We start from the raw sequence: 23,756 nt of genomic DNA, 5'->3' as shown, positions 1-23,756 counted from the left end.
CGTTGTACGCTAAGCCAATCGCACTTTCTTAAGGGCCGCATTTATGAGCACCGGTACAGCTTGCTTTATGCTCTGTAAGGCTTCCCTGCCGCTTCCTGGTTGAGACGAACCGCCTTGAAAATACGCGAGAAGGCCGTGATCGACGCGATCTAACTGATAAGGCGATGTCACGGGCGATAGAGAAGATGGGACTTTAGCCGGCTCGCAGAAAATTAGTATATTTTGCCTATACCAGCTTGCAACACGCGGATCTCGGAAGATAGCGGGGCGAATGCAATCAATCGCAACGTATCCGTGCGTAGCAAACTTCGACGCCCAATAGCTCTGCCATTGCTCATTGATATGATTGAGTCCGCCTTGCAGCGGTATTGCAGCCGAGAACAAAACGACCGGCGCAGCATTTACGATTGATTCAACGAATTCGTCAGCACTGCTCTCAGGTAGGTGCTCAGCAACTTCCAGAGAAATCGCCAAATCATATTTGCGCGAAAGCGAAAAGGAGCGTGACAAATCGGTGGGCGTAAAATGCTCGGCCGGAATTTGTAGCATCTCGGCGCTCACATAATCGCCATCGAGCCCCTGGTAGTCGCTCACGCCGTGCTGTGACAACGTCTTTAGCCACCCTCCGACTCCACATCCGATATCGACCGCCGAGTTCACCTTGAACAAACTAAGCACGATCGGAATGACGACCTCAGCGGAAGATAATGAACCTGCCTGCTGATTGGCATAAAACTTTGGCGAATATAAAATTTCCATTTGAACAAATCCTCTGCGCAAACGGGTCTAAAAGGCAAATTCACATATAGTTGCAGACAGCTTCGAAGAGTTTTCTATCTCGCTATCGAAGCACACGACAGGATTTTGAGCATACTTAATCTTAATTGGGATTGTAGCGGAGCATCCGGGTACGCCAAAAGCCGCGATCGAGACATACCCGATCGCGGCAACCTATTGCTGGTAGGGAGTCAGTTCAGAGAAGTCAGCTGCACCGACAGTCCGCTTCGCGCTTGGCGGCCGGCTCCCGTAGGGAGCTGCCAAGCGCAACAAAAAGCAGTCGCTCGGTGCCAAGACAAAACTCTCTTCTTAAGCCGCCTTCGCCTGGGCCTTCTGGCGCTGCGCGGGCCGTACGGCACGTACGGTCGGCATTTCAACGACCGAAGCCGTGCGCTTGCGCTGGATGACAGCCTCGCGCGCTCCGAAAGCGCCCGCGAGTGCGAGCAGCGCCTTTGACGGCGTCAGCCCATCGCATCCGCGCGCGTCGACAGCGGCAAAGCCGGTCCGCGAGCAAGCCTGCAAGGACAGGTGCCCGGAACTCAAGACCGCGACACCCGACACGTCGCCGCCAGCGGCGCGGTCAAGGTGGAGGCTCTTGAGCTTGAGGCCCAAGTTCTCGACGGCACGCTTCATCGCACGCTCGGCGGACTTGACGTCGCCGAGGCGCATGGCGCCATGGAGATCGATAAAGATCGTAGTCCCTGCACTAGGTACGCTTTGCTCAGCAATCGGACTCACAATCGAGTCCTCGACTTCCGCGTTGAACTCAGCGCGCGCGTGATCTTCCTCTTGGGCGGTGCTTGAACGAGTCAAGTCCATCCCCAATTGGAAGAGGGTGTCATTAAAGGCCATGTGACCCTCCCCAACCAGCAGATAGGTTTGACCCGCCCGCTCCTTACCTCATTGGTTCTGGGAAACCTCGACCATGTTGGCAGGTGGACAGACGAGAGAGCGTGCATATGAGGCCAACGCCCCCCCTACGCAAGAGCTTTTTGTGCCCTGCGCCAATTTTTTTTAGCCGTGGTGCGCCAGCGGCTTAACAACCGGTTTTGTGACGCCTCGCTCGGTCGCTTTTGCCGTCATCGAAGCGAAACTCAGCCGTGAAATTTTTGCTAATTTTGATCGTCTGCCTTGCCAAATAATTGGTTCAGCAGCTTCTTGGCTTTTTTCTTCGTCTTTTCGGTCTGCGGATCCTCGTCACCCTTCTTGCCGAAAAGAGAATCGACGATTTCGTCTGAATTCTTCCCTTTGAGTTTTTTGCCGATGTTCTTGATGGCATCCATTGTCTTGTTCGGGTCAGCGAGCACCCCGTTTAGATCGGGATGATAGCTCGGATGATCCCAGGACCCGGTAATCCTTACCGGAACCTCAATGCCGGATGCCTGTGCATTGCCGCCTTGGCCTTCGAGTGAGGCGATGAGCTTCGGCTTCACGGTATAGTCGACGGTCCGTTGCGGCATGTGGATGACGCCGCTGCCGGTCGCCCGCAAAAGCGGACTGACAAGCTGCAGATCCTGGTTCTGCGCGACGCCATTCGTAACCGTAAACGTCGCGGCCAGCGCACTGAAATCCGTTTTCTCCGTCGGTGACGTTCTGAGAGCCCCGAAGTTGCCCTGCGACAGCCCGCGCAGGGCGCCGGGCAGATTGAAGCCGACGATGGCGCCGTTCGAGAACTGGAACCCGGCGTTGCCGTTCAGGCTCTCGATCAATTGCAGCTGACTGGCGCCGTTTGCCGCGAGCTGCAGCTTGACGTTGGCGTTCCCGGACACCCAGCCGAAGTTGGCAGCATCCTTCAGGAACGGCAGAGCCGAGACGCTGTCGAAATTGAAATTGGCGCCAATGTTAGCAGTGTCGGCTGAGCCATCGAGCGTCAGCACGCCGCGACCATGGCCTTCGTAGAGCGCAACGTCGTTGAACGACGCCTGCATCGCCCGATTGTTGACGGTGACATCGACGGACGATTGGCCGATCGACACGTTCTTGAAATGCAGCCTGCCGATAGCGAGCTGCGCCTTGCCATCGGCGAGTCCAAGGAGCGTTAGGTTCAGTCGCTCGCTTGACCAGCCCGCGCGTTGTTCGACGCCGTAAACCTTGGTGCCTTGCTTCTGCAAAAGCTTCTGAATCTCGTCGGGGCCAGCGGCAGGCGCGGCCGCCGGTGCCGGATCGGCCGGAGCATTCGCACTTTCAGTTACCAGCGTGCCGACGACGGCGTTCGTTAGATACTTGTTGAGATCGAGCGCGGAAATCGCAAGGTTCGCCTCAACGAACGGCCTCACACCGCCCGTCGTTACCTTGATCGTGCCTTTCGCCGTTTCGCCATCCAGCGCGAATGTCGCGTTCGAAAACTCAGTGACGTTGTCGGCCGTCTGCAGCTTGCCTTCGATTGACAGCGGCCCGAAGCCGGTGACGGGGGGCAGTCGGGAGCCGAACCATTCGGCAAGCTGGCGAGCGGAATCCGCCTTGGCCGAAACTTGGCCGTCGAGAATCGCGCCATCCTGAACGGTCAGGTCGCCGCTATAGGAGGCATTGATCAGCCCGTTCTTGGTCGAGAATGTGAGATGTGCGGGCGCGTTCATCAGCAAGCCGCGCACGTTTTCGATTTTGCCGTCGAAATCGAGACGCTGGTCGCGCCAGACGAGATTGCCGTTTGCAACAAGCGGACTTTCCAGCGACGGCAAGCCGAGCTTCACGTTGATGCCTGACACCTGGGATTTGCGGCCGGTCCGGTCGTCGCTGAAGCGGATCGTTCCATCCTCGATGCGGACGTTATCGAGCTGCACATTCGAGACGGACGGAATGGCAACCGAATTGCCATCGACCTCAGCGGCGGCGACATCGAAAGCACTTGCGTCGCGCAGTGTGCCGGCCCTCTGCAACTCGGCGACCTGCGTTGCCGCGCGATTGGTCGCGAATTTCCAGTTGTTCCGTCCATTTTTGTCGACGTGGAAGTCGAACACCGGCTGGCGAAGCGTTACGGCATTGATTTTCGGCCGCTGCTGCAGAAGCGATATTGGCTCAACGCTCACCTGAAGCGCTTCGGCATGAAGCAGCGTGCCGTCCATTCCCGCAGGCGCCGACAACGACACGTCATGCAACGACACGCCGAGCTCGGGGAAGAACGCAAATGTCGCCGGTCCGGCGATCACGAGGTCGCGTCCTGTTCGGGCTTTTACCTGCTCGGTGATTTTCTGTCGGATGAAGTCGCTCGGCGGATTGAGCACGAGATAGCCGACGCCAGCTCCGCCGACGAACAGGACGACGAGAAGGAAATAGACGACGCCCACGAGCAAGCCGCTGCGCCGGCGTGGCGGCGGCTTGCGCGGGCTCCCCGGCGGCGGTGGTCCGCGGCGCGGCCCCGAACCAAGGGGCGCGCGCTCGAAAGCCGGCCGCTGAGCCGCAAACGGCGGCAGCGGTGGCGGAGCGGGCGGCTGCGGGTATTGGGAAGTCATTCAGGTCCTCGTTGTCGTCGGCGTCGGGCGCCGCGCGCAAAGCACGCGAAATATCGCGGCGAATTATGTCACTGGCGGGCCGCTGGCTGCGGCGCAGGGTCTGCCGTCATTGTGCGCGATTCCCCACCGCGATGTCGAAGTCGCGACCTTCATTCCATCGACAAGCTGCAAAGTCCAACGGCCGAGGCGGAAACGCTCCCGTCGCACGAGCATTCTCGCGCGGTTGTATCGACTCATGAAACAGCAAGAAATCACCACCACGACGCCCATGTTGCGACACCGGCGAGCGCGATGTTCGCTATATGTTCATCAACCCGCCTATCCGGCCCCCTTCGCGTACGAGCGTTGGCGTTGCGACGCTCGTTATCGCACTTTTCCCGCTCGTCGTGCATGCATTGCCCGGCGACGACGGCCAGCCTGCGATCATCTCGGGTATCGGCCACGTCGTCGATGGTGACACGCTCGATGTTGGCGCGACCCGCATCCGTCTTGAAGGCATCGACGCGCCTGAAATTGCGCAGACGTGCCAAACAGCATCGGGTGAGACGTGGAACTGCGGCGTTGCCGCCGCCGCGATGCTGCGCAAGCTCGCCGAACATCGGGAATTGATGTGCGAACGCAAAGGCACCGATCGTTATCGGCGCGTGCTCGCGACCTGCTTTGCGGACGGCGTCGATATCGATGAGGCCATGGTCCGCGTCGGACTTGCCTGGGCGTTCGTCCGCTACTCGAAAAGATACGTCGCCGTCGAAACGGAGGCGCGGAGCGCCAGGGTCGGCGTTTGGCAAGGTGCCGCGGAAGCACCTTGGGATTTCCGCCACAACGAATGGAAGGTCGCCGAAACGAGCGCGCCCAAAGGCTGCGCGATCAAGGGCAACGTCTCATCCCGCGGCCGGATCTTTCATATGCCGTGGGATCCTTGGTACGACCGGGTCAAGATGGAACCCGGAAAAGGCAAGCGTTGGTTCTGCTCCGAGCAGGAAGCCATCGAAGCGGGATGGCGGCCAGCCTCGGCGAATTAGCAACGGCGCGCCCAAAAGAAAATCCCGCCGCTTCGATTACTATCGAGGCGGCGGGAGCAATTATCGTCGAGAACCTTTAGTTACGTCCTGGCGGCGGGCCATCGTAACCCTGGTCATCGGGACCGCCATCGTCCGGTCCGCCATCACCAGGACCGCCAGGGCCGTCGTCATATTGGCCAGCGCCCTGCGGCGGCGGAGGAGGCGCGCCGGCATTACCGCGAGCCAGGAGCGGCGTGATCCGGCGAACGGCGACGCGGCGGTTGAGCCGTTCCGGCGCCTGGGTCGGAACCTTCAGGTACTCTTCGCCATAGCCTTGCGTCGTCAGGTTCTCAAAGGGGATCTGGAACTGCTGCGTCAGCACTTCCGCAACGGATTCCGCGCGCCGGTCGGAGAGCGAAAGGTTGTCCTCCGGTGAGCCGACAGCATCCGTATAGCCTTCGATCATGAACACCTCATCGGGGTGCCGATGGATGATCCGGAGCATGGCGCGCGCGATCCGGTCGAGCTTACCGTACTCGCTCGGATTGACCTCCCACGAGCCGAAATCGAACGTGATGTCGTCGAGGTCCACGCGGCGCATGCGGTCGCGAAGCGCAGCCGTCGCCCGGATTTCATCGAGGGTATATCCCCCGCGGAAATCTTCGACCGGCGGTGCGCTCAGTGCCTCGTAAACGTCTTCGTCGCTCGCACGTTCGTAATCGACGATGTACTCGTCGCGCGGAATGGTGACACGCGGCGGCGGCACGTCGAGCATCGAATTCAGGATGGCGGCACCAGCAACGACGCCGACACCGATGCCGATTCCGGCCGCGAGATTTCTGCCGAAGTTGTCATGACGGCGGCGGCGATTGTCGATGATGATGAAGTCGCGCCCGTCGGGCCCACGGCGATACCGGCGAATGAGCTGGCCGTTGGCATCCGTCTCCGAATAGATCTTATAACCGCCTGGGCGGTCGATCACGGCGACGTTCGTACCGCCTTTTCCGCGTTCGAAGCGGGCGTTCGGCGCGACACGCCGCAGCCGCTCGGTATCGTCGTGTTGAATGAAGACGCGATTGTTCTCGCGATAGATGCGACGCTTGCCGGGCTCTTCGATAACGACGCCCTTGCCTCCGTCGAATTTAACCTCTTTGCGTTGGCCACGCATGGCCTCGAAGCGCCGCTTGGCTTCCGCAGCCGTCTGCGGAGGTTTGTTCGGGGCGGCGAAATTCGGCGTGACCGCCCTGTTTGGCTGTCCCGGATTGACGACAGGCGCGGGCTGCGTGCCCGGAGTGACGCGCTTCCAGCCCTGCTGGTTCTGCGGCTTGTTCGGCTGGCCTGGATTGACGACGGGGGCGGGCTGCGTGCCCGGCGTGACGCGCTTCCAGCCTTGCTCGTTCTGCGGCTTCAGCGGCGGCGCATTGTTCGGTGCCTTGTTTGGGCCGCCGAACTGGTTGTTGAAGTTCTGCTGGCCCGCGTTCTGATGCTTGGGGCGCTGTTGTGGCTGCTGCTGCGGTACCACCGCCTTATTCACGACCGATGGCTGTGGCGGCTTCGGCTTGACGAACGCATTTGGATTTCCTCCAGCGCCGCCATTTCCGAAGTTCTTCTGCTGCACATTTGGCTGTTTCTGCTGCTGGCCGAACGCCGGGTTGCCGTGCTTCTCCGGACGCCCGCCTTGCTGGCCGAAATTCTTCGGTTGCCCCTGAGGCTTTCCAGGTTGCCCCTGCGGCTTGCCCTGCTGCCATTGATTTTGGCCGCCGTTGCCTTCCTTTTCGTGCCTCTTGATTTTATCTTCTTTGTTAGGCGGCCGCTGATCGTCCGCCATGACGACTGCGGGCGTGACCGTCAGTGCCGTTAGGAGCGACGCAGCGGCGAGAGCAGCGTGTCGGCTGGGATTCATGGCATTTCCTCGAATTTTGTCGCGTCCTGGTCGAACGCTGCGAATCGATTTCCGTTTAGTCGTTAGTACGTCGGCGTCGCGCTTTCACGGCAATTGTGCCGTCGGCAATCTATTCTCGAAGCCCAGGCGGATAAGGGCAGCCGTATGAAGCGAACGTGAATAGGTTGCGGCCAAATCATGGCGAATAAAAATCGGCAGCGGTTGGTGGCTTCAGCCGTCGCTAAAATCAGAGAGCGGATTAATGCACGGCGCGTAACTCGCTCACGGCTTCGACAAAAGCGGGCGATGGCCACGCCGACCACGGCTCGCTCGGTCCGGATTGGAGGGGGCTTGAGAACGCATGAGAACAAACGCGACGCGCTGCTCGCGGGCGTGCTTTGAAGCAGCAAAGCTGCGTCCGGCCTCTACAACTTTTCTTTCGCACCGTTTAACGAGCATTAACGCCGTTCTCTGCGCATCTGCGCGGTGCAGTGCGTTGCGGCGGATCAACGCCAAGTGCGGATTTTAATGTGCTCGGTCGTAAGACATTCACGACTTTGCACGCTTGGTACGGCACCGAGCCGCGAACTATCGTAAGATTAGCGCCGTGCTTGCTGCGTTACCCGCCCAGACAGGAGCTTGAAAATGTCATTCGATCCATCAGACGTCCGCCGCATGAGGCAGGCGCTCGTAACGTCGCTTCACGAGAATTGGAAAATGTTCCTTATCGAAGGGATTGTTCTCGTCGTTCTCGGTACGGCAGCGATCATCGTGCCGCCGATCGCGACCCTCACCGTCACATTCTTTATCGGCTGGCTCCTTCTCTTCAGCGGCATCGCCGGCCTCTTTACGACATTTTCCATGCGGCCGATGCCAGGCTTCTGGTGGTCGTTGCTCTCGGCCATCATTGGCATCGGTGCCGGTCTCGTCCTGCTCTTTTCGCCCGCCACAGGGGCCGTTTCGCTGACGATTGTGCTCGTCGCCTTCTTCATCCTTGAAGGCATCGCGTCGGTTATGTTCGCGCTCGAACATCGCAACGAGCTTCCCGGTGCCTGGGTCATGATGTTGTTGAGCGGCATCGTCGATCTCGTGCTCGGCGCCATGATCTTCTTCGGCCTGCCGTCGTCGGCGGCATGGGCGATCGGTCTGCTCGTCGGCATCAACATGATCTTCGGCGGTTTCGCCCTGATCGCGATGGCGCTACAGGCTCGCAAGATCGAGCCGGTCGCGTAACGCGGACAAATTCAGAAAAATATATTGTGCTTTTTCGCTGCATCGTCTTTCGCGATGCAGCGAATTTTTTTGACCGAGATCATTATAATTGTACGCAAGTGCAGCAAGAATGCAGGTGCCCGGCGAAAAACAACATCATCGCCGATAGGCAATCGGAGCTGACATGTCTGACATCAAAATTGACGAAGCCCTGTGGGCCTCAAGCATCTTCCCGGAAGGCACGCTCGTGCGCTGGCTTGTTCCCGACGGCGCTAGCGTCGCCGCCGGACACGGCATTGCGGTCGTCCGCATCGAGGATGCGCTGCACGAGATCACTGCACCCTCCGATGGTCGTATCACCATCGTAGCCGGCGAAAATAGTGTCGTCGATCCAGGTGCGTTGATCGCAACTCTTTCCGAGTGAGGTGAGACGCCGCATGTCGCTTGCTGGAAAAAAGGGCCTTGTCGTCGGCATCGCCAATGAACACAGCATCGCCTACGGGTGCGCGAAAGCTTTTCGTAACGCCGGTGCCGATCTCGCAATCACGTATCTCAATGCCAAAGCCGAGCCTTACGTTCGCCCGCTCGCCGAAGAGCTCAAGAGCCCGATTATCGTCCCCTGTGACGTGCGCGAGCCCGGCCAGCTCGAAGCGGTGTTCGAGCGCATCGAAAAAGAGTGGGGCAAGCTCGACTTCCTGCTGCACTCCATCGCCTTTGCGCCGAAGGATGATCTCCACAGCCGCGTCGTCGACTGCTCGCAGGCCGGGTTCTCACTCGCGATGGACGTCTCGTGCCACTCTTTCATTCGCATGGCGCATCTCGCCGAGCCTCTGATGAAGGATGGCGGCTGCCTGTTGACCGTCACCTTCTACGGCTCAGAAAAGGTCGTCGAAGAATACAATCTGATGGGGCCGGTGAAGGCCGCGCTCGAATCCTCGGTGCGTTATATGGCGGCCGAGCTTGGCAAGAAGAACATTCGAGTTCATGCCCTGTCGCCGGGACCGCTGAAGACCCGCGCCGCATCCGGCATTGATCGCTTCGATGAGCTTCTGGACCGTACGCGCGAGCGCATGCCCGACCATCAACTCGTCTCGATCGACGATGTCGGCAACGTCGCCGCGTTCCTGGCGGACGATAACGCCAAAGCGCTCACCGGCAATCTCGAATACATCGATGGCGGCTATCACATTCTCGGATAGCACCAAGGAGACTTCATGGAGACGTTGACCAACCGCACCTTCGACGAACTCAAGGTCGGTGATAGCGCCAGCCTTGTGCGGACGTTGACCCACCGCGATATCGAGTTGTTCGCTGCGGTATCCGGGGACTTTAATCCTGCACACGTCGATCCCGAATTCGCCAAGACCGATATTTTTCACGGCGTCGTCGTGCACGGCATGTTGGGCGCTGCGCTGATTTCGACAGTGCTCGGCACTAAGCTGCCAGGTCCGGGAACGATCTATCTCGATCAGACGTTGCAGTTTCGTCATCCGGTGCGCGTCGGCGATACCCTGACGGTCACACTGACGGTCTCCGAGAAAATGCCGAAGAACCACCGCGTCAATCTTGATTGCAAGGCGGTCAATCAGAAGGGCGAGGAGGTTATCACCGGCGTCGCGACCGTCATGGCGCCGACTGAAAAGATCTCGCGCCCACGCGTCGCGCTTCCTCAGGTCGAGGTTCGCGACGGCCCGGCGCAATAAGCATCAGGGAACAAGAACGGCGGCGCCGGAGAAACGTCCGGCCCGCAAGTCGGCAAGCGCTTCATTGGCGTGAGCGAGCGGATAGACGGTCGTCGTCGTATGGACCCCGGCCTTCGGCGCGATGTCGAGAAACTCGTGCGCATCCTGGCGCGTGAGATTGGCCACCGACCGGATCTCCCGCTCTTCCCATAGAATATCGTAGGGAAACTGCGGAATGTCGCTCATGTGAATGCCGCCGCAGACGACGCGGCCGCCTTTGCGGACCGCCTTGAGTGCCGCTGGAACGAGGCTGCCCACAGGCGCAAAAATAATTGCGGCGTCCAGTTCGTTGGGCGGCACATCGTCTGAGCTGCCGGCCCATACCGCACCGAGCGAGCGCGCGAAGTCCTGCGCTTGGTTGTCGCCCGCTCTCGTGAATGCGTAAACCTCGCGTCCCTGCCAGATGATGACCTGCGCGATGATGTGCGCCGCCGCGCCAAATCCATAGAGTCCGATACGCTTGCCGTCGCCCGCCATGCGCAAAGACCGCCAGCCGATAAGGCCAGCGCACATCAGCGGCGCTGCCGCCACGGGATCGCTGAAACCCGGCATCGCAAAGGCGAAGTCCGCATCGGCGATCACATGCGTGGCGAATCCGCCGTCACGCGTGTACCCGGTGAAAAGCGGAAAGTCGCACAGGTTCTCGCGCTCCGCGAGGCAATAGGGACAGTGCCCGCACGTATGGCCGAGCCACGGCACGCCGACGCGCTCGCCGATTTTGTGGTCGTGAACGTCTGCGCCAAGTGCATCGACGATGCCGACGATCTCGTGCCCTGGAATAACGGGATGCTTGGGATCGGGAAGATCGCCATCGATGACGTGCAGGTCCGTCCGGCAGACCGCGCACGCTTCGACGCGAACGCGGATTTCGCCTTTTCCCGGCTGCGGATCAGGTCTTTCTTCGAGGGTCAGAGGCTCTCCGACGGCTCGGAAGACCATGGCTTTCATCGGCGGATTATCTTTCGGATCCGAATTAGGAGATGGTCGCAACGCTGCCGCGACTATCGCATGGGCATCAATCGCGCGGCTCGCGGTCAACCCGATTTATGCGTCGGCCAGCGGCACCTTTTCGTCCGGCGAGTAGACCACCGTACCGGACATCGGATCGACCCAGGACAAGTGATTGCGCACCTGCTTGACGCCGGGCACGTTCTCGGTGGCGACAACGGCCGCTTCGTCCTGCCGATAGGCCGTATAGCAGCCCCAGAGATCGACGACTCCATCCTTGACGGTGACGTTCAGAAATTCGTTTGCGGCCCACGGCAATGTTCCGAGCGCCGCGATAACGCCTTTGCGGATGTCCGCGTCAGTGTCGTCGACGTCGGTATTTCTGACGAGGCCCGACAACGTCTGCAGCAAGTTCGCCCGACTCAGAATGCCGACAACCGCGCCGTCTTTCACGACCGGCACACGTTTGATCCGGTTCTTCTCCATGACATGGATGACTTCGCTGAGTTCCGTATCAGGCGAAACGCTGATCGGATCGCGCGTCATCACCTCTGAGACCTTGCGGCCGTGCGTGCGAATGTATTCATTGGCAAGCGTCTCCGAGCCCGTCAGCATATCGCGCCAGAACGAGCGCTTCACTTCCGTGCCGGTCTCGGCCCGGCGAAGACAATCGCCTTCGGTGACGACGCCGACGAGTTTGCCATCCTCGGAAACGACGGGCAGGCCGCTGATCCTGTGATCGAGCATTTTCTTGATCATCTCGCTGAGCGTTGCATCGGGGCGAATGGAGATGACCTTCGTCGTCATTACGTCGCTGGCTTTCATGACGCTTTCTCCTACGCAGTACCGGCCGGGTGAGACGCACATTTACCGGAACAACTGCAATCTTTCGAGGTAAATGTACCTGCGCCGTCGAACGCCGTCCGCGTGGCAGTCCACGTCAAATTGGCAAGCTGATTGATCTCAGACGAATAATCTTTCGACGCCTGCTGCCAGAACTCGGCAACGGCGGTCACCACATCGTCTGCTGTCTTGCAGCCTGCGATTTGCTGCGGAAATCTCATGTCCTTCATCCAGCGAGAACCAAGAAAATGCAGCCAGCTTTGCGCCACTTGGCCGCCGAGCTGAAGTGCGGGCCCTCCCCAGAAGGCCATATAGGCCGTCATCGGATTGAAGGCATTGAGCATCGGCGCAATGCCGGGCGCCGGAACCTGTGTGCTCATGTCGTTTCTGGCAGGTCGATCAAGCATGCTCTTCACTCCTATGCTTGCGCCGTGAAATGATAAATTTTCGTCCTCGGCCATTCCAGCGCCTTGACGAAGGTCAAGACAGGAAATGCCTGGACATCACCTTTGCAGTACGTATGTGCCAGGGGCCGGGCAAAGGGGCTTCAACCCATTCTCCGGTGCGCCCATCGACGGCGGATCGACTATTCCGGTCGACATGCGGGCGAGCCATTCGGCCCAGGCGGTCCACCACGATCCCTCTGTCTTCGGCGTCGTTGCAAACCATGTGTCGGGATCGACGAACTTGTCGTTTGCGAGCTTGGTTGCCATCCGGTAGCTGCGGTGCGGTGTGCCGGGCGGCGAGACGATGCCGGCATTATGCCCCCCGCTTGTCAGCAGGAACGTCACGCTCGTATCGCTCAGGATGTTGAATTTATAAACGGACCGCCACGGTGCGACGTGGTCGGTCTCGGTGCCGATCGCGAAAATCGGCACGCGGAGATCGGTTAGCGCAACGGAGCGACCGTCGACCTTGAAACGTCCCTCGGCAAAATCGTTGTTGAGGAACAGCGATCGCAGATATTCCGAATGCATCCGGTACGGCATTCGCGTCGCGTCAGAATTCCACGCGAGCAGATCGAAAACGGGCTGTCGCTCGCCGAGCAGATAATCGTTGACGACGTGCGACCAGATCAGATCGTTCGATCGCAGCAACTGAAAAGCGCCAGCCATTTGCGCGCTATCGAGAAAGCCCTGCTCAGCCATCATATCTTCGAGCAGCGTGATCTGGCTCTCGTCGATAAAGAGCGTCAATTCGCCGGCCTCGCGAAAATCGGCTTGCGCGGCTAGCAGCGTCAGCGTCGCAAGGCGATCGTCATTCTCGTTGGCCATGGCGGAAGCTGCAACGGAAAGCAGCGTGCCGCCGAGGCAATAACCCGTCGCGTGGATTTTGCGATCGCCGACGATACGTGTGATCGCATCGATTGCAGCCATCACGCCAAGGCGCCGATAATCATCGAAGCCCAGATTGCGATCACCCGCATCCGGATTGCGCCATGAAATAATGAAGACCGAGAAGCCTTGCGCGGTGAGATATTTGACCAGCGAGTTCTCGGGCCTGAGATCGAGAATGTAATATTTCATGATCCAGGCCGGCACGATCAGAATCGGCTCTGAATGCACTGTCTCAGTCGTCGGCTCATATTGGATCAGCTCAATGAGGTGATTGCGATAGACGACTTTTCCGGGAGTCACGGCAACCGTTTCGCCGACCTTGAATTTCTCCGCTCCCGGCGGAGCCTCGCGCGAGCGCAGGCGCTTCACATCATCGAGATAGTTCGAGTAGCCGCGAAGCAGATTGAGCCCGGCTTCTGACTGCGTACGGGAAAGCACATCCGGGTTCGTCGCGACGAAGTTTGCCGGAGCAAAAACGTCGAGCATCTGGCGTGTAATGAAATCGACGCGATTGAGGCTCTGTTTTTCAGCGCCGCGAACGCGTGTGGTTGCCGAATGCCACCATTCTTCACCAAGCAGAAAGGCTTCCGCGAAAACATTGAAAGGATACTGCTTCCAACCGTCGGAGATGAAGCGATGATCGTGCGGTTGCGGTTCGACACTCGGCGGCAAGGCCGCGTTGCTGCCCATAGCTTGCTGCGTGAATGCCAGCAGCCGCATCCATTGGCGGACACCTTCACCCATCAATTCAAGCTGCAGCCCCGGAGAGGCCGCCATGTGCGAGCCCCAGTCGAAGAAAGCGTTGGCGCAAGCGGCGGGAGAAAGCCCGCCGGTCATTCGTGCGATCAGGTAATGGACATAGCGATCAAGTTCCGGCTGCTCGGGGGTGGGCAGCGACGCGGGCGTAAATTTTGCCGTTTCGGATCGCGTTCCCGACTGGTCGGTTAGAAGTGCGGTTACGTTCGAATGCGGCGGCGGAAGAGCATTTTGCACGTTGGTTAGCATATGCACGAAAATGCCCTCTTTGCTCGATTTGTCCCGCGGCTTTGTTACGCTCATTGCATTAAATCTCATTGACGCAGCGCAAGTGAGCAATTGCGAGATATTATTGATTCAGATCAGAACAGCAGGTCGCGCGGTCGCTTATTGGATCTGGGCATGATCTTGATTAAGGATTGGGGCTGATGACTGTTCGCAATTTGAACTACCTGTGCGCGCCGCACTCGGTTGCATTAATTGGTGCCAGCAAGCGTCCAGGGTCAGTCGGCGCGACCGTTTTGAAGAACCTGCTTGAGGGTGGCTTCAAAGGTCCGATCAGCCTCGTAAACCCCAAATATCGCGATATCGACGGCCGCCGTTGCTACTCAACTGTTGCGGACCTGCCGGAGGCGCCCGATCTCGCTGTCCTGGCGACACCGCCCGGTACCATCACCGGCCTCATCGAGGAGCTCAGCGCCAAGGGAACGCGAGCTGCAATCGCACTTGCGGCCGGGATGGGCGAGCAGAAAAAGGCGATGATTGCGGCTGCACAGCCGAATTGCCTGCGCATCCTCGGTCCGAACTGTATCGGATTGATGATCCCGCCCATCGGCCTGAACGCCAGCTTCGCCCATCGTGCGCCACTCGCCGGAGACTTGGCGTTCGTTTCGCAATCGGGTGCCTTGGTCACGGCCGTTATCGACTGGGCTGCCGGCCGCGGCATCGGCTTTTCGCACGTCGTCTCGCTCGGTGAGATGGCCGACATCGACCTTGGCGATATGCTGGACTATCTCGCAACCGACGCCAACACCCGCGCCATTCTTCTCTACGTCGAAGCCGTGACACACGCGCCGAAGTTTATTTCAGCCGCGCGCCGCGCCGCGCGCATGAAGCCCGTCGTTGTCGTCAAGACTGGCCGTCACGCCGGCGGCGCCCACGCTGCGCTCTCGCACACGGGCGCCTTGGCCGGCTCCGACGCTGCTTACAATGCCGCTTTCCGCCGTTCAGGCATCTTGCGCGTCCTGACGCTCGACGATCTCTTTGCGGCTGCTGAGACCCTGTCGCGCGTGTCGCGGCTCGGTGGCGAGCGGCTGGCCATTCTGACGAACGGCGGCGGAGCGGGCGTCTTGGCCACTGACGAGCTGCAGGACTGGAAAGGCACGCTGGCGACGCTTAGCCCCGATACGATCGAGGCGCTCAATCGCATTCTGCCGCCGACCTGGTCGCACGGCAACCCCGTCGATATCATCGGCGACGCCGGAACGAAGCGCTACGCCGATGCGCTTGAAGCACTTCTGCGCGAACAGGATTCCGATGCGATCCTGGTTCTCCATTGCCCATCAGCGACGATCTCGGCGACCGATGCCGGCCAAGCCGTGGTCGATACGGTCGCGGCCAATCCTAAGCTGGTCGCCGATAAGCCGGTCATGACGTGTTGGCTTGGCGACGGCGCGGTTCGCGCCGCCCGCGCGCTTTTTGAAGCCCATGACATCCCGACCTTCGACTCGACGTCGGCTGCCATCACCGGGTTCATGCAACTCGTCGATCACGCGCGCTCCCAAGCCGAGCTGATGCGTACGCCGCAAATTGCGGCTGGCGACCACAAGTACGACTCGCGATCCGCTGGTCGGGAAATCCGGAAGATTCTCGAAAGCGGCAGAACCGTCGCGTCGGCGCTCGAAACCAAGACAATCCTGGCAGCATATGGCATTCCGACGGACAAGGCAGTTCTGGCGCCCGATCCGGCGGCCGTTCGCTCTGTCGCGGCCGGCATTCTGAAAAACAACGACGCGTGCGTCATCAAGATCGCCTCGCCCGACATCTCGCACAAATCGGACGTCGGTGGCGTACACCTGAACCTTGAAAGCGACGCAGCCGCCGAACAAGCCGCGGTCGATATGCTGGCGAAGATCAAGGCCAAATTGCCGAAAGCCCGGATCGACGGCTTCACGGTTGAGCCGATGGTCAAGCGGCCGAATGCGCTTGAGACGATTGTCGGTATGAGCGTCGACCAGACTTTCGGTCCGATGCTTCTCTTCGGTGCAGGCGGTGTCGCGGTCGAAGTGCTGCGCGATAGCGCAATGGCGTTGCCGCCGCTCGATATGCATCTCGCGCGCCAGATGATCTGCGAAACGCGGATTTCCCGGCTGTTGAAGGGCTATCGCGATCACGCTCCTGCCGACATGGACGCCATCGCCGACACGCTCGTTCGCATTAGCGATCTCATCGTCGACCACCCGGAGATTCGCGAACTCGATATTAATCCGCTGCTCGTCGACAAAGATGGCGTGATCGCGATCGACGCGCGCATGAAGCTTGCAAACGAAGACGCGAACCCGCGTCTGCCGCTCGCCATAAGGCCTTATCCCGCTCACCTTGAGCGGGAGATTTCAATCAATCCGGTGGGCAAAGTTCTCATTCGGCCCGTGCGCCCCGAAGATGAGCCGGCGTTTGCTAAGTTCTTTTCGCAGATCTCCGAGGAAGACGTTCGGCTGCGGTTTTTTACCGGCCGCAAGACATTCCCGCACCCGTTCCTCGCGACGTTGACGCAAATCGACTACGCCCGCGAAATGGCATTCGTCGCAATCGACGCGAAAACGAATGAAATGATCGGCGGTTCACGCCTTGTCCTCGAACCGGATCAGACGCGTGGCGAATTCGGCATTCTGGTCCGGTCTGATCTCCACGGCCACGGCCTCGGCTGGCAATTGATGTCAGCCTTGTTGAGCTACGCCCAGTACGAAGGCGTCGAGCAGATCTACGGCCTCGTCAACGTGGCCAATACCCATATGCTCGACATGGCGAGGGACCTCGGTTTCGAAACGCGGCCCTATGAAGGCGACTCGTCGATCCGCGAGGTCGTTTGGCATCCGGCGGCATCGGCGGTCAAAGCGCCAGCCGTTGGAGCGGCTCAAATGACGCCTGAAAAGACGTTGTCCTAGAACAGGGTGACGTCGGCTAGGTGTTGTGCGATCTCGCTGGTCGGGACGTCGGTCAAATCCATTTCGATCTCGGCGATGACGGTCTCGCGAACGGCGGGGCTGATCATTTTGCGAAGCTTTCCCAGCATCACCGTCGGAGCGACGAGAACCAGCCTGTCGAACGAGCGGCTTTTGAGTCGGTTTGCCAACATGGTGCTGAGCTGGCTAGCAAACAGCCCATCGAGCGCCTTGGTTACTCTCGGTCGCTCTTCCTGAGGCGCGGAGTCCGACCGGTATGGATAGCGTCCGTCCCCGACGGCGTGCTCGAAAAATCCACGACTGTTCCCGAGCGCTTCGAGAATCCGCGCGCCGCTGCTGTCCGCAATTAAGATCCAGGTACGTTTCACTATTGCTGCCCTTCGCCATGCCCCCAATGATCAGGCGTCGGGGCGGCAGTCCGAATTGACTTCGATCAATTGAGGTTGCTGATAGTAAGGACTTTGAAACCTTCGTAGGGCCACGGATTGGCGGCCGCCCAGTCCCAGTAAACTTGGCGCTCCGCGGGAGTTAAGGTCTTGGGCAGAAGAGGACCGAGCAGGGTTTTTTCCCAATCGACATGCTCATGCCGCCGCTCTGCTGCGTTGCGGATTAAAAATCCCAGCATGCTGCTCTCGACCGGCTCGCCCTTAGCGACCATATCGAAGCATTCCGCCAGTTCGTCATTAATGCCCGAGATCTCAATGTGCTGTCGGGTCAGTGGCGTAAAACATTTGTGTACATCGGAAATAGCTTCATGGCGCTTGGCGATGAGCGGCACAATAACTTCGCTCTGCAGTTTCAGATGCGCTGCCCATGTCGACTGCAACAATTTCGACAGGATGTCGATTGTTGTTGTATTTAGCGATCCAGGTAGGCTATCGGCCACAGCCAGCAGGGACTTGCAGATGTCGAGCTGCAGAGCGCAATCTGCTTTAAAGCGCGCCGCCGGGTGCTCACTGTCTGTCGTCCCTGCTATTTGGGGGCGGTCGTTGGTAGCCATAACGTCTCCTATCGGATGTCTCGAATTTCGTGGAATTGTCACGAAACTGCTTTGACCGAGATCAGTCGATGGCTGGGGCGCACGGGGATACGTCATCTCCGATCCGCGGATCGCAACATCTGGATTGCAAGGCATCGAGGCATTAGAGTGGATCAGGAAGAACCAGTCATATCAAGGTCTGCCATGCTGAAGGCGATCCTGGAGTCGGCGGTCGCTGCGATCCTGGCAATCGACAGTTCCGGCCGCATCCAAAGCGTCAATCCTGCCGCCGAACAAATGTTTGGCTATTCCGCCGGCGAGATGCTCAACAAGCCGATCAATATGCTGATGCCGGAGCCGTATCAGTCCCAACACGACAGTTATCTTCAGCGCCATTTGACGACCGGCGAAAAAAGAATCATCGGCGTCGGCCGCGAGGTGCAGGGTCTGCACAAGGACGGCACCATTTTTCCGATCCATCTTTCGGTGGGCATGTTCGAGGTCGGTGGCCAGAAATTCTTCTCCGGTATCATCAACGACCTGAGTGCGCGTGCGCGATTGCAGGCCGAGATCGACCGTCAGTCTCTGCTGTTTCAGGCTGTCTTCGATCACGTTCCGGAAGCGCTCGTCATTTCGTCCCCGGATGGAGAGATCATCCTCGTCAATCCGGCGGCGACACGCATGTTCGGGTACACGTCCGATGAAGCCATGATATCCGATCTGTCGAACCTTTTTGCCGATCCGCATGATCTTCACAAACTCGAGGATGATCAGGCCGACAGCACCGGCAGCCGGACCATCCTGACGTCGCTCCGGCGGCGCGACGGGACGAGGTTTCCAGGCCAAGGTCACGTGGCCGATATCGTCGGCGCCGATGGTTCGCGCGTCGCGGTCGTCGGTCTCTTTCGCGACATGACTTCGGACATCAAACAGAAAGAAGCCGCGCTGAAATCGCAGCGGCTGGAAGCCATCGGTCAGCTCAGTGGCGGCATCGCTCACGACTTCAACAATCTGCTGACCATAATCTCCGGCAATTTGGAGCTGCTGGAAGAGACGATCACCAATCCGCAGGATCACGAGCTGCTGACACGCGCGGCGCGCGCCGCTGACTCCGGTGCGCGATTGACCAATCGTCTCTTGACGTTTGCGCGCCGCCGTCAGCTTGCCGCCGAGGTGATCAATCTCAACGAACAGGTTCGCGGCATGACCGAATTGCTGCGGCGAACGCTCGGCGACACGATCGAATTGCGAACACATCTGGCGCCCGACCTTTGGCTGGCGCGCGTCGATGCCGGCGAGGTGGAAGCAGCCGTCATCAATCTCGCGATCAACGCCCGCGATGCGATGCCCGACGGCGGTAAGCTCTCGATCCGCACCGACAATGCCACGCTGGAAGAGGGCGAAACGGGATTTGAAGGCCCGCTGACCGCTGGCGAATACGTTCGCATTTCCGTCTCTGACAACGGCATCGGCATGACGAAAGAAACCTTGCACCGTGTGTTCGAGCCGTTCTTCACCACCAAGCCGCCGGGTCGTGGCACCGGCCTCGGTCTCAGCACCATCTACGGCTTTGTGAAGCAGTCACAAGGCAACATCACGATCTACAGCGAGCCCGGCACCGGCACGACCATCAATCTCTATTTGCCGCGCAGCGTCGATGCCAAAAATGCCCAACAGTCGTCGCCTGCTTCGGAGACGCACCAAGCCACGGGCGAGACGGTGCTCGTCGTCGAAGACAATCGCGACGTCCGCGCCCTGACGGTGAAGCGGTTCGAACGCCTCGGCTATCGCGTCGTCGAATGCGTCACTGGCGCGGAGGCGAAGGAAGCGTTGAAGGGCGGCCTGGCGGTCGATCTGGTCTTCACCGACATCATGATGCCGGGCGGCATGACAGGGATCGACCTCGGCAAATGGATCGCAGAAAATCGTCCAGGCCTGCCGGTTATCCTGACGACAGGATTTGCCGAAGAGATCGCAGGGACCACGACGTCGGGCGATGAGACATGGGCGATTTTGCGCAAGCCATATGCCCAGAAGGATTTGGCAAACATCCTTCGCGCGGTCCTCGACAAGAAAGCCGCTGCGCCGTCGACCTGAGCGTGATCCTCAGCCGCGCCGGACGTCTATCGCCAGCATGTACCCGATGCCACGCACGGATTTGATCTGCGCGGACTTCGATCCGTCATCGTCGATTTTTTTGCGCAGACGGCTGACCAGCGCGTCGATGGAGCGATCGAGCGGCGAATAGTCGTGCCCTTTGAGCAAGTCCATGATCTCGTCCCGCGACAAGACCCGATGCGGCCGCCGGATGAATATTTCGAGTAGATTGAACTCGCCTGTCGTCAGCTCGCGCACGCCGCCGGTTGAATCCTTCAATTCGCGGCTGGTTATATCCAAGGCCCAGCAGCCGAAGTGATAGACTTCATGCTTCGCCTGCGGCGCTGGAGCGCCGGACGGGCTCGCATCATGGCGCCTCAGTACCGCGCGTACCCTGGCAAGGACCTCTCGTAAGTTGAACGGCTTCGATATGTAATCGTCGGCTCCGAGTTCAAGCCCAACGATGCGATCGACGGCATCGCCTTTTCCAGAGACCATGACGATCGGAATGTCGCCGTTGGCGCGGATTTCGCGTGCAAGACTAAGGCCGTCGTCGCGGCCGAGCGTTAGATCAAGTGTAACGAGGCTGACGCCGCCCTTTGCCAGGGCCGCTCGAGCATCGGTGGCATCTCCGGCCTCAGAGACCAGATAACCTTCGCGCTCAAAGCACGTCCGCAACAGCCGCCTGATCTCCGGGTCATCATCGATAACGAGAATTTCAGTCGTCACGCCCGATCCCCGGATTTCTGTCGATCTTCCAAGCAGCGCCCGATCAGGGTTCAGGCGCCCCATCGCTATGACTGCGACGAGTAGATGTTGGATATACGCAAAAATTCCTCGGGCAGGAAGCGTCGCTTCGCCGCTTGGAGAGCCCCCCGGGGCGCACGCATCGGTCGGTGGCCGCCGGTCGATATTGGTCTCCGCTCATGGCAGGGGGAAACTATTTGAAATGCAGATACGAGCGACCGACGTCCGCCTTTTTGCTTATTGACATTGCCCAGAAATTTTTAGGCGCCCACCTGAGCGCATAGGGCTTCAGGGTTTCGGCGGCTGCCAAATAGGCAACGGTAATTCCGGCGATGGCCGCAAGGATCGTGCCAGGAAGTGGAACGAACCCTGCAAAATGTCCGAGCGGCGAGAGCGCGACGGCCATCGCCACGGCGAGCGCCCCGATCGAACTCGCCGCAAGAACGCCGTTTGGCCGGCTTGTCCAGAATGGCTTGGCCGTCCGGATGATGAAAATGACCAGGATCTGCGTCGCGATCGATTCGACGAACCACGCCGTCCGGAAGACATCGGCGTCGACTTTGAATACCTGCGACAGCATCAGAAACGTTCCCAGGTCGAACAGCGACGACAGTGGCCCCATGATCAGCGTGAAGCCGAGCACAGAGCCGACATCCCAGGTCTGCGGCCGCGACAGCGTCGTGTCGTCGGCGCTGTCGAATGGGATGCCGATCTCGGAGAGGTCGTAGAGCAGGTTGTTGATGAGAATCTGCAGCGGCATCAGCGGCAGAAACGGCAGGATCAACGACGCGAGCGCCATCGACAGCATGTTGCCGAAGTTCGAACTCGTCCCCATGCGAACATATTTCATGATGTTGGCATAGGTCCGGCGCCCCTCGGCGACGCCATCGGCCAGAACGCCGAGATCGGGTTGAAGCAGGATGATATCGGCAGCATCGCGCGCGACGTCGGTTCCACCTTCAACCGATAGTCCGACGTCTGCGGCATGTATAGCGGTCGCATCATTGATGCCGTCGCCGAGAAAGCCGACCGTAAAACCCCGCATGCGCAGCGCTCTGACGATCCGCCCCTTCTGCTCGGGGGAAACACGTACGAAAAGATCGTTGCTCGACACCTTCTCGATCAGTGCGACTTCGGAGATGCCGTCGAGGTCTTCACCGGACATGATGCCCTGCGCCGGCAGATCGAGCTGCTTGACGAGATTGAGCACGACCGGAGCGGCATCTCCTGAAATGATTTTTACCGCGACGCCCGCGCCTCGGAGCTTTGCGACGGCCGCCGTCGCTGAGCTTTTGGGGGGATCCAGGAAGGACGCGCAGCCGACAAAGGTCAGATCCGTTTCATTCTCAGGCCGGGTCGTCGTGCACTCCGGACCAACGTCGCGCCGGGCGACACCGAGCAATCGCAACCCTTGGTGAGCCTTGGCTTCGAATAATCGATCAAGCTCGGACCGGCGCGCTGCGTCGAGCGGATGCACCGTGCCGTCCGCAAGCTCAACTTGCGAGCAGCGCGCCAATAACATCTCGGGCGCGCCCTTGGCGATGATTTGAGGTTTGCCATCGTGCGCGACAAGCACCGATGAACGGCGGCGCTCGAAGTCGAATGGTGCATCATCCAGAAATGTCCAGCTCGCGTCGGCAGGCGGCAGGGCGGCGATCACCGCGTCGTCGAGATTGCTCCGAACGCCGCTGGCAAATTGGCTGTTGAGTCTGATGAGCTTCGCAACAGCCTCGCTGTGGCTGCCATCGATTCCGATGCTCTCGACCAACGCGATCTTGGCTTCGGTCAGCGTCCCGGTCTTGTCCGTGCAAAGCACGTTCATGGCGCCGAGATCGTGGATGGCTGAGAGCCGCTTGACCACGACCTTTTGCTTCGCCATGCGCAAGGCACCGCGCGCGAGCGTTACCGTCATGATCATCGGCAGCAGTTCCGGCGTCAGCCCAACGGCGAGCGCTACCGCGAACATGAAGCTTTCGAGTGACAGCCCGTGCAGCACAAGCTGCGTCAGGAGCACGAAGAGCACCAGAAATGCCGTCAGTCGGAGAATGAGAGTCCCGAGACGATGCACGCCGCGTTCGAACGCCGTCATCGGTTCGCGTGCCTCGACCGAAGCTGCGATGGCGCCGAACATTGTCGCCCGGCCGGTCGCCATCACGAGCATTGTCGCCTCACCCGAGACAACACTGGTTCCGGCAAATAGCGCGTTATGCGCTTCCGCGATCAGCACGCTCGCACATGTGGCTGCACACTTTTCACACGGATAGGGTTCTCCCGTCAGACTGGCTTCGTTCGTCAGAGCGTTGCGGCTGGCAATAACGATGCCGTCGGCCGGCACAAGGTCTCCAGCGCGCAGCTTCACGACATCGCCGCGAACGATATCCTTGACCGGCATCTCAATCGGCCGCCCATCGCGCAGCACGGTCGCCGTGACGGCAACAGACTTCTTCAACGCGTCGATGGCCCTCTCGGCTTCGCGCTCTTGATAAAGGTCCAATGCAATCGACAGCGCGACAATCAGAACGATGATGAAAAAGCTTTGCCAATCGCCGGCCGTTCCGGAGACCGCCGCAGACAGCAACAGAATGGCCGTCATCGGTTCGCCAACGCGTCGGAGTGCTTTCACAAGGAGGCTTGGGTGGCCGCTGATGCCGATGAGATTTGGACCGTCCTTCGCCAAACGCTCTGCAGCTTCGCCAGTATGAAGACCTGTCGGCCTGCTCGCCAACGCTTGGATTGCCGTTTCGACCGGCTCTGTCCAGAAAGGATGAGGGCGAGTTGGAACGCTCATATTGGCGAAATTCTCA

At 59.7% G+C, this 23,756-nt stretch carries 19 protein-coding genes; 7 read left to right on the top strand and 12 right to left on the bottom strand.

The window, feature by feature from the left end:
- Positions 1-9: 9 nt before the first annotated feature.
- The 3 genes from HYPMC_RS18735 to HYPMC_RS18725 form a co-directional block, all read right to left on the bottom strand.
- Positions 10-759, bottom strand: coding sequence for a bifunctional 2-polyprenyl-6-hydroxyphenol methylase/3-demethylubiquinol 3-O-methyltransferase UbiG (locus HYPMC_RS18735; RefSeq protein WP_013949650.1), 750 nt, complete (start codon positions 757-759; stop codon positions 10-12).
- A 327-nt stretch (positions 760-1,086) separates the two neighbouring features.
- On the bottom strand, positions 1,087-1,596 hold the full coding sequence (locus HYPMC_RS18730; protein WP_244421066.1) for an S-adenosylmethionine decarboxylase family protein: 510 nt from the start codon (positions 1,594-1,596) through the stop codon (positions 1,087-1,089).
- 293 nt (positions 1,597-1,889) lie between these two features.
- The gene (locus HYPMC_RS18725) at positions 1,890-4,226 is read right to left on the bottom strand and encodes an AsmA family protein (RefSeq protein WP_013949648.1); all 2,337 of its coding nucleotides are present in this window, start codon (positions 4,224-4,226) and stop codon (positions 1,890-1,892) included.
- A gap of 302 nt (positions 4,227-4,528) precedes the next feature.
- Here HYPMC_RS18725 and HYPMC_RS18720 point away from each other — a divergent pair, with 302 nt between their 5' ends.
- A complete protein-coding gene (locus HYPMC_RS18720) occupies positions 4,529-5,248 on the top strand; it encodes a thermonuclease family protein (RefSeq protein WP_013949647.1) in 720 nt (239 codons plus the stop codon).
- A gap of 76 nt (positions 5,249-5,324) precedes the next feature.
- Here the strand turns inward: HYPMC_RS18720 and HYPMC_RS18715 are convergent, their stop codons facing one another.
- The gene (locus tag HYPMC_RS18715) at positions 5,325-7,130 is read right to left on the bottom strand and encodes an OmpA family protein (protein WP_013949646.1); all 1,806 of its coding nucleotides are present in this window, start codon (positions 7,128-7,130) and stop codon (positions 5,325-5,327) included.
- Between the two features lie 624 nt (positions 7,131-7,754).
- Between HYPMC_RS18715 and HYPMC_RS18710 the strand changes: the two genes are divergently transcribed.
- The 4 genes from HYPMC_RS18710 (at position 7,755) to HYPMC_RS18695 (ending at position 10,024) form a co-directional block, all read left to right on the top strand.
- Positions 7,755-8,342, top strand: a complete 588-nt coding sequence (locus tag HYPMC_RS18710; RefSeq protein WP_013949645.1) for an HdeD family acid-resistance protein — start codon at positions 7,755-7,757, stop codon at positions 8,340-8,342.
- Between the two features lie 163 nt (positions 8,343-8,505).
- Positions 8,506-8,745, top strand: a complete 240-nt coding sequence (locus tag HYPMC_RS18705; protein WP_013949644.1) for a lipoyl domain-containing protein — start codon at positions 8,506-8,508, stop codon at positions 8,743-8,745.
- A 13-nt stretch (positions 8,746-8,758) separates the two neighbouring features.
- On the top strand, positions 8,759-9,520 hold the full coding sequence (fabI, locus tag HYPMC_RS18700) for an enoyl-ACP reductase FabI (RefSeq protein WP_013949643.1): 762 nt from the start codon (positions 8,759-8,761) through the stop codon (positions 9,518-9,520).
- A gap of 15 nt (positions 9,521-9,535) precedes the next feature.
- Positions 9,536-10,024 (top strand): MaoC/PaaZ C-terminal domain-containing protein, encoded by a 489-nt coding sequence (locus HYPMC_RS18695; RefSeq protein ID WP_013949642.1) that lies wholly within the window; start codon positions 9,536-9,538, stop codon positions 10,022-10,024.
- A 3-nt stretch (positions 10,025-10,027) separates the two neighbouring features.
- Here HYPMC_RS18695 and HYPMC_RS18690 read toward each other — a convergent pair whose 3' ends face one another.
- The 4 genes from HYPMC_RS18690 to HYPMC_RS18675 form a co-directional block, all read right to left on the bottom strand.
- Entirely contained in the window at positions 10,028-11,011 is a 984-nt protein-coding gene (locus HYPMC_RS18690) for a zinc-dependent alcohol dehydrogenase family protein (RefSeq protein ID WP_024276455.1), read from the bottom strand.
- 96 nt (positions 11,012-11,107) lie between these two features.
- The gene (locus HYPMC_RS18685) at positions 11,108-11,836 is read right to left on the bottom strand and encodes a CBS domain-containing protein (RefSeq protein ID WP_013949640.1); all 729 of its coding nucleotides are present in this window, start codon (positions 11,834-11,836) and stop codon (positions 11,108-11,110) included.
- Between the two features lie 11 nt (positions 11,837-11,847).
- On the bottom strand, positions 11,848-12,261 hold the full coding sequence (locus HYPMC_RS18680) for a hypothetical protein (RefSeq protein WP_013949639.1): 414 nt from the start codon (positions 12,259-12,261) through the stop codon (positions 11,848-11,850).
- A gap of 96 nt (positions 12,262-12,357) precedes the next feature.
- On the bottom strand, positions 12,358-14,250 hold the full coding sequence (locus HYPMC_RS18675) for an alpha/beta hydrolase (protein WP_013949638.1): 1,893 nt from the start codon (positions 14,248-14,250) through the stop codon (positions 12,358-12,360).
- 125 nt (positions 14,251-14,375) lie between these two features.
- On the opposite strand from HYPMC_RS18675, the gene HYPMC_RS18670 reads away from it, so the two are divergent.
- On the top strand, positions 14,376-17,111 hold the full coding sequence (locus tag HYPMC_RS18670) for a bifunctional acetate--CoA ligase family protein/GNAT family N-acetyltransferase (protein WP_013949637.1): 2,736 nt from the start codon (positions 14,376-14,378) through the stop codon (positions 17,109-17,111).
- On the opposite strand, the gene HYPMC_RS18665 is transcribed toward HYPMC_RS18670, so the two are convergent.
- Both HYPMC_RS18665 and HYPMC_RS18660 read right to left on the bottom strand, forming a co-directional pair.
- Entirely contained in the window at positions 17,108-17,497 is a 390-nt protein-coding gene (locus HYPMC_RS18665; protein ID WP_013949636.1) for a host attachment protein, read from the bottom strand. The two genes, HYPMC_RS18670 and HYPMC_RS18665, sit on opposite strands and share 4 nt — an antisense overlap.
- A 65-nt stretch (positions 17,498-17,562) precedes the next feature.
- Positions 17,563-18,129 (bottom strand): hypothetical protein, encoded by a 567-nt coding sequence (locus HYPMC_RS18660; protein WP_013949635.1) that lies wholly within the window; start codon positions 18,127-18,129, stop codon positions 17,563-17,565.
- A gap of 183 nt (positions 18,130-18,312) precedes the next feature.
- Between HYPMC_RS18660 and HYPMC_RS18655 the strand changes: the two genes are divergently transcribed.
- The gene (locus HYPMC_RS18655) at positions 18,313-20,205 is read left to right on the top strand and encodes a PAS domain-containing sensor histidine kinase (protein ID WP_013949634.1); all 1,893 of its coding nucleotides are present in this window, start codon (positions 18,313-18,315) and stop codon (positions 20,203-20,205) included.
- A 9-nt stretch (positions 20,206-20,214) separates the two neighbouring features.
- Here HYPMC_RS18655 and HYPMC_RS18650 read toward each other — a convergent pair whose 3' ends face one another.
- Both HYPMC_RS18650 and mgtA read right to left on the bottom strand, forming a co-directional pair.
- Positions 20,215-20,934 carry a response regulator gene (locus tag HYPMC_RS18650; protein WP_013949633.1) on the bottom strand — a complete coding sequence of 240 codons (720 nt, stop codon included), beginning with the start codon at positions 20,932-20,934 and terminating at the stop codon, positions 20,215-20,217.
- Between the two features lie 211 nt (positions 20,935-21,145).
- Complete coding sequence (mgtA, locus tag HYPMC_RS18645; RefSeq protein WP_013949632.1) at positions 21,146-23,740, bottom strand: magnesium-translocating P-type ATPase; 2,595 nt, start codon at positions 23,738-23,740, stop codon at positions 21,146-21,148.
- Positions 23,741-23,756: the final 16 nt, after the last annotated feature.

Origin of the sequence: Hyphomicrobium sp. MC1 (genome assembly GCF_000253295.1) — a bacterium.
GTDB lineage: Bacteria > Pseudomonadota > Alphaproteobacteria > Rhizobiales > Hyphomicrobiaceae > Hyphomicrobium_B.
Note: the sequence above shows the minus strand (reverse complement) of the source record. Positions and strands in the feature narration are given on the sequence as shown.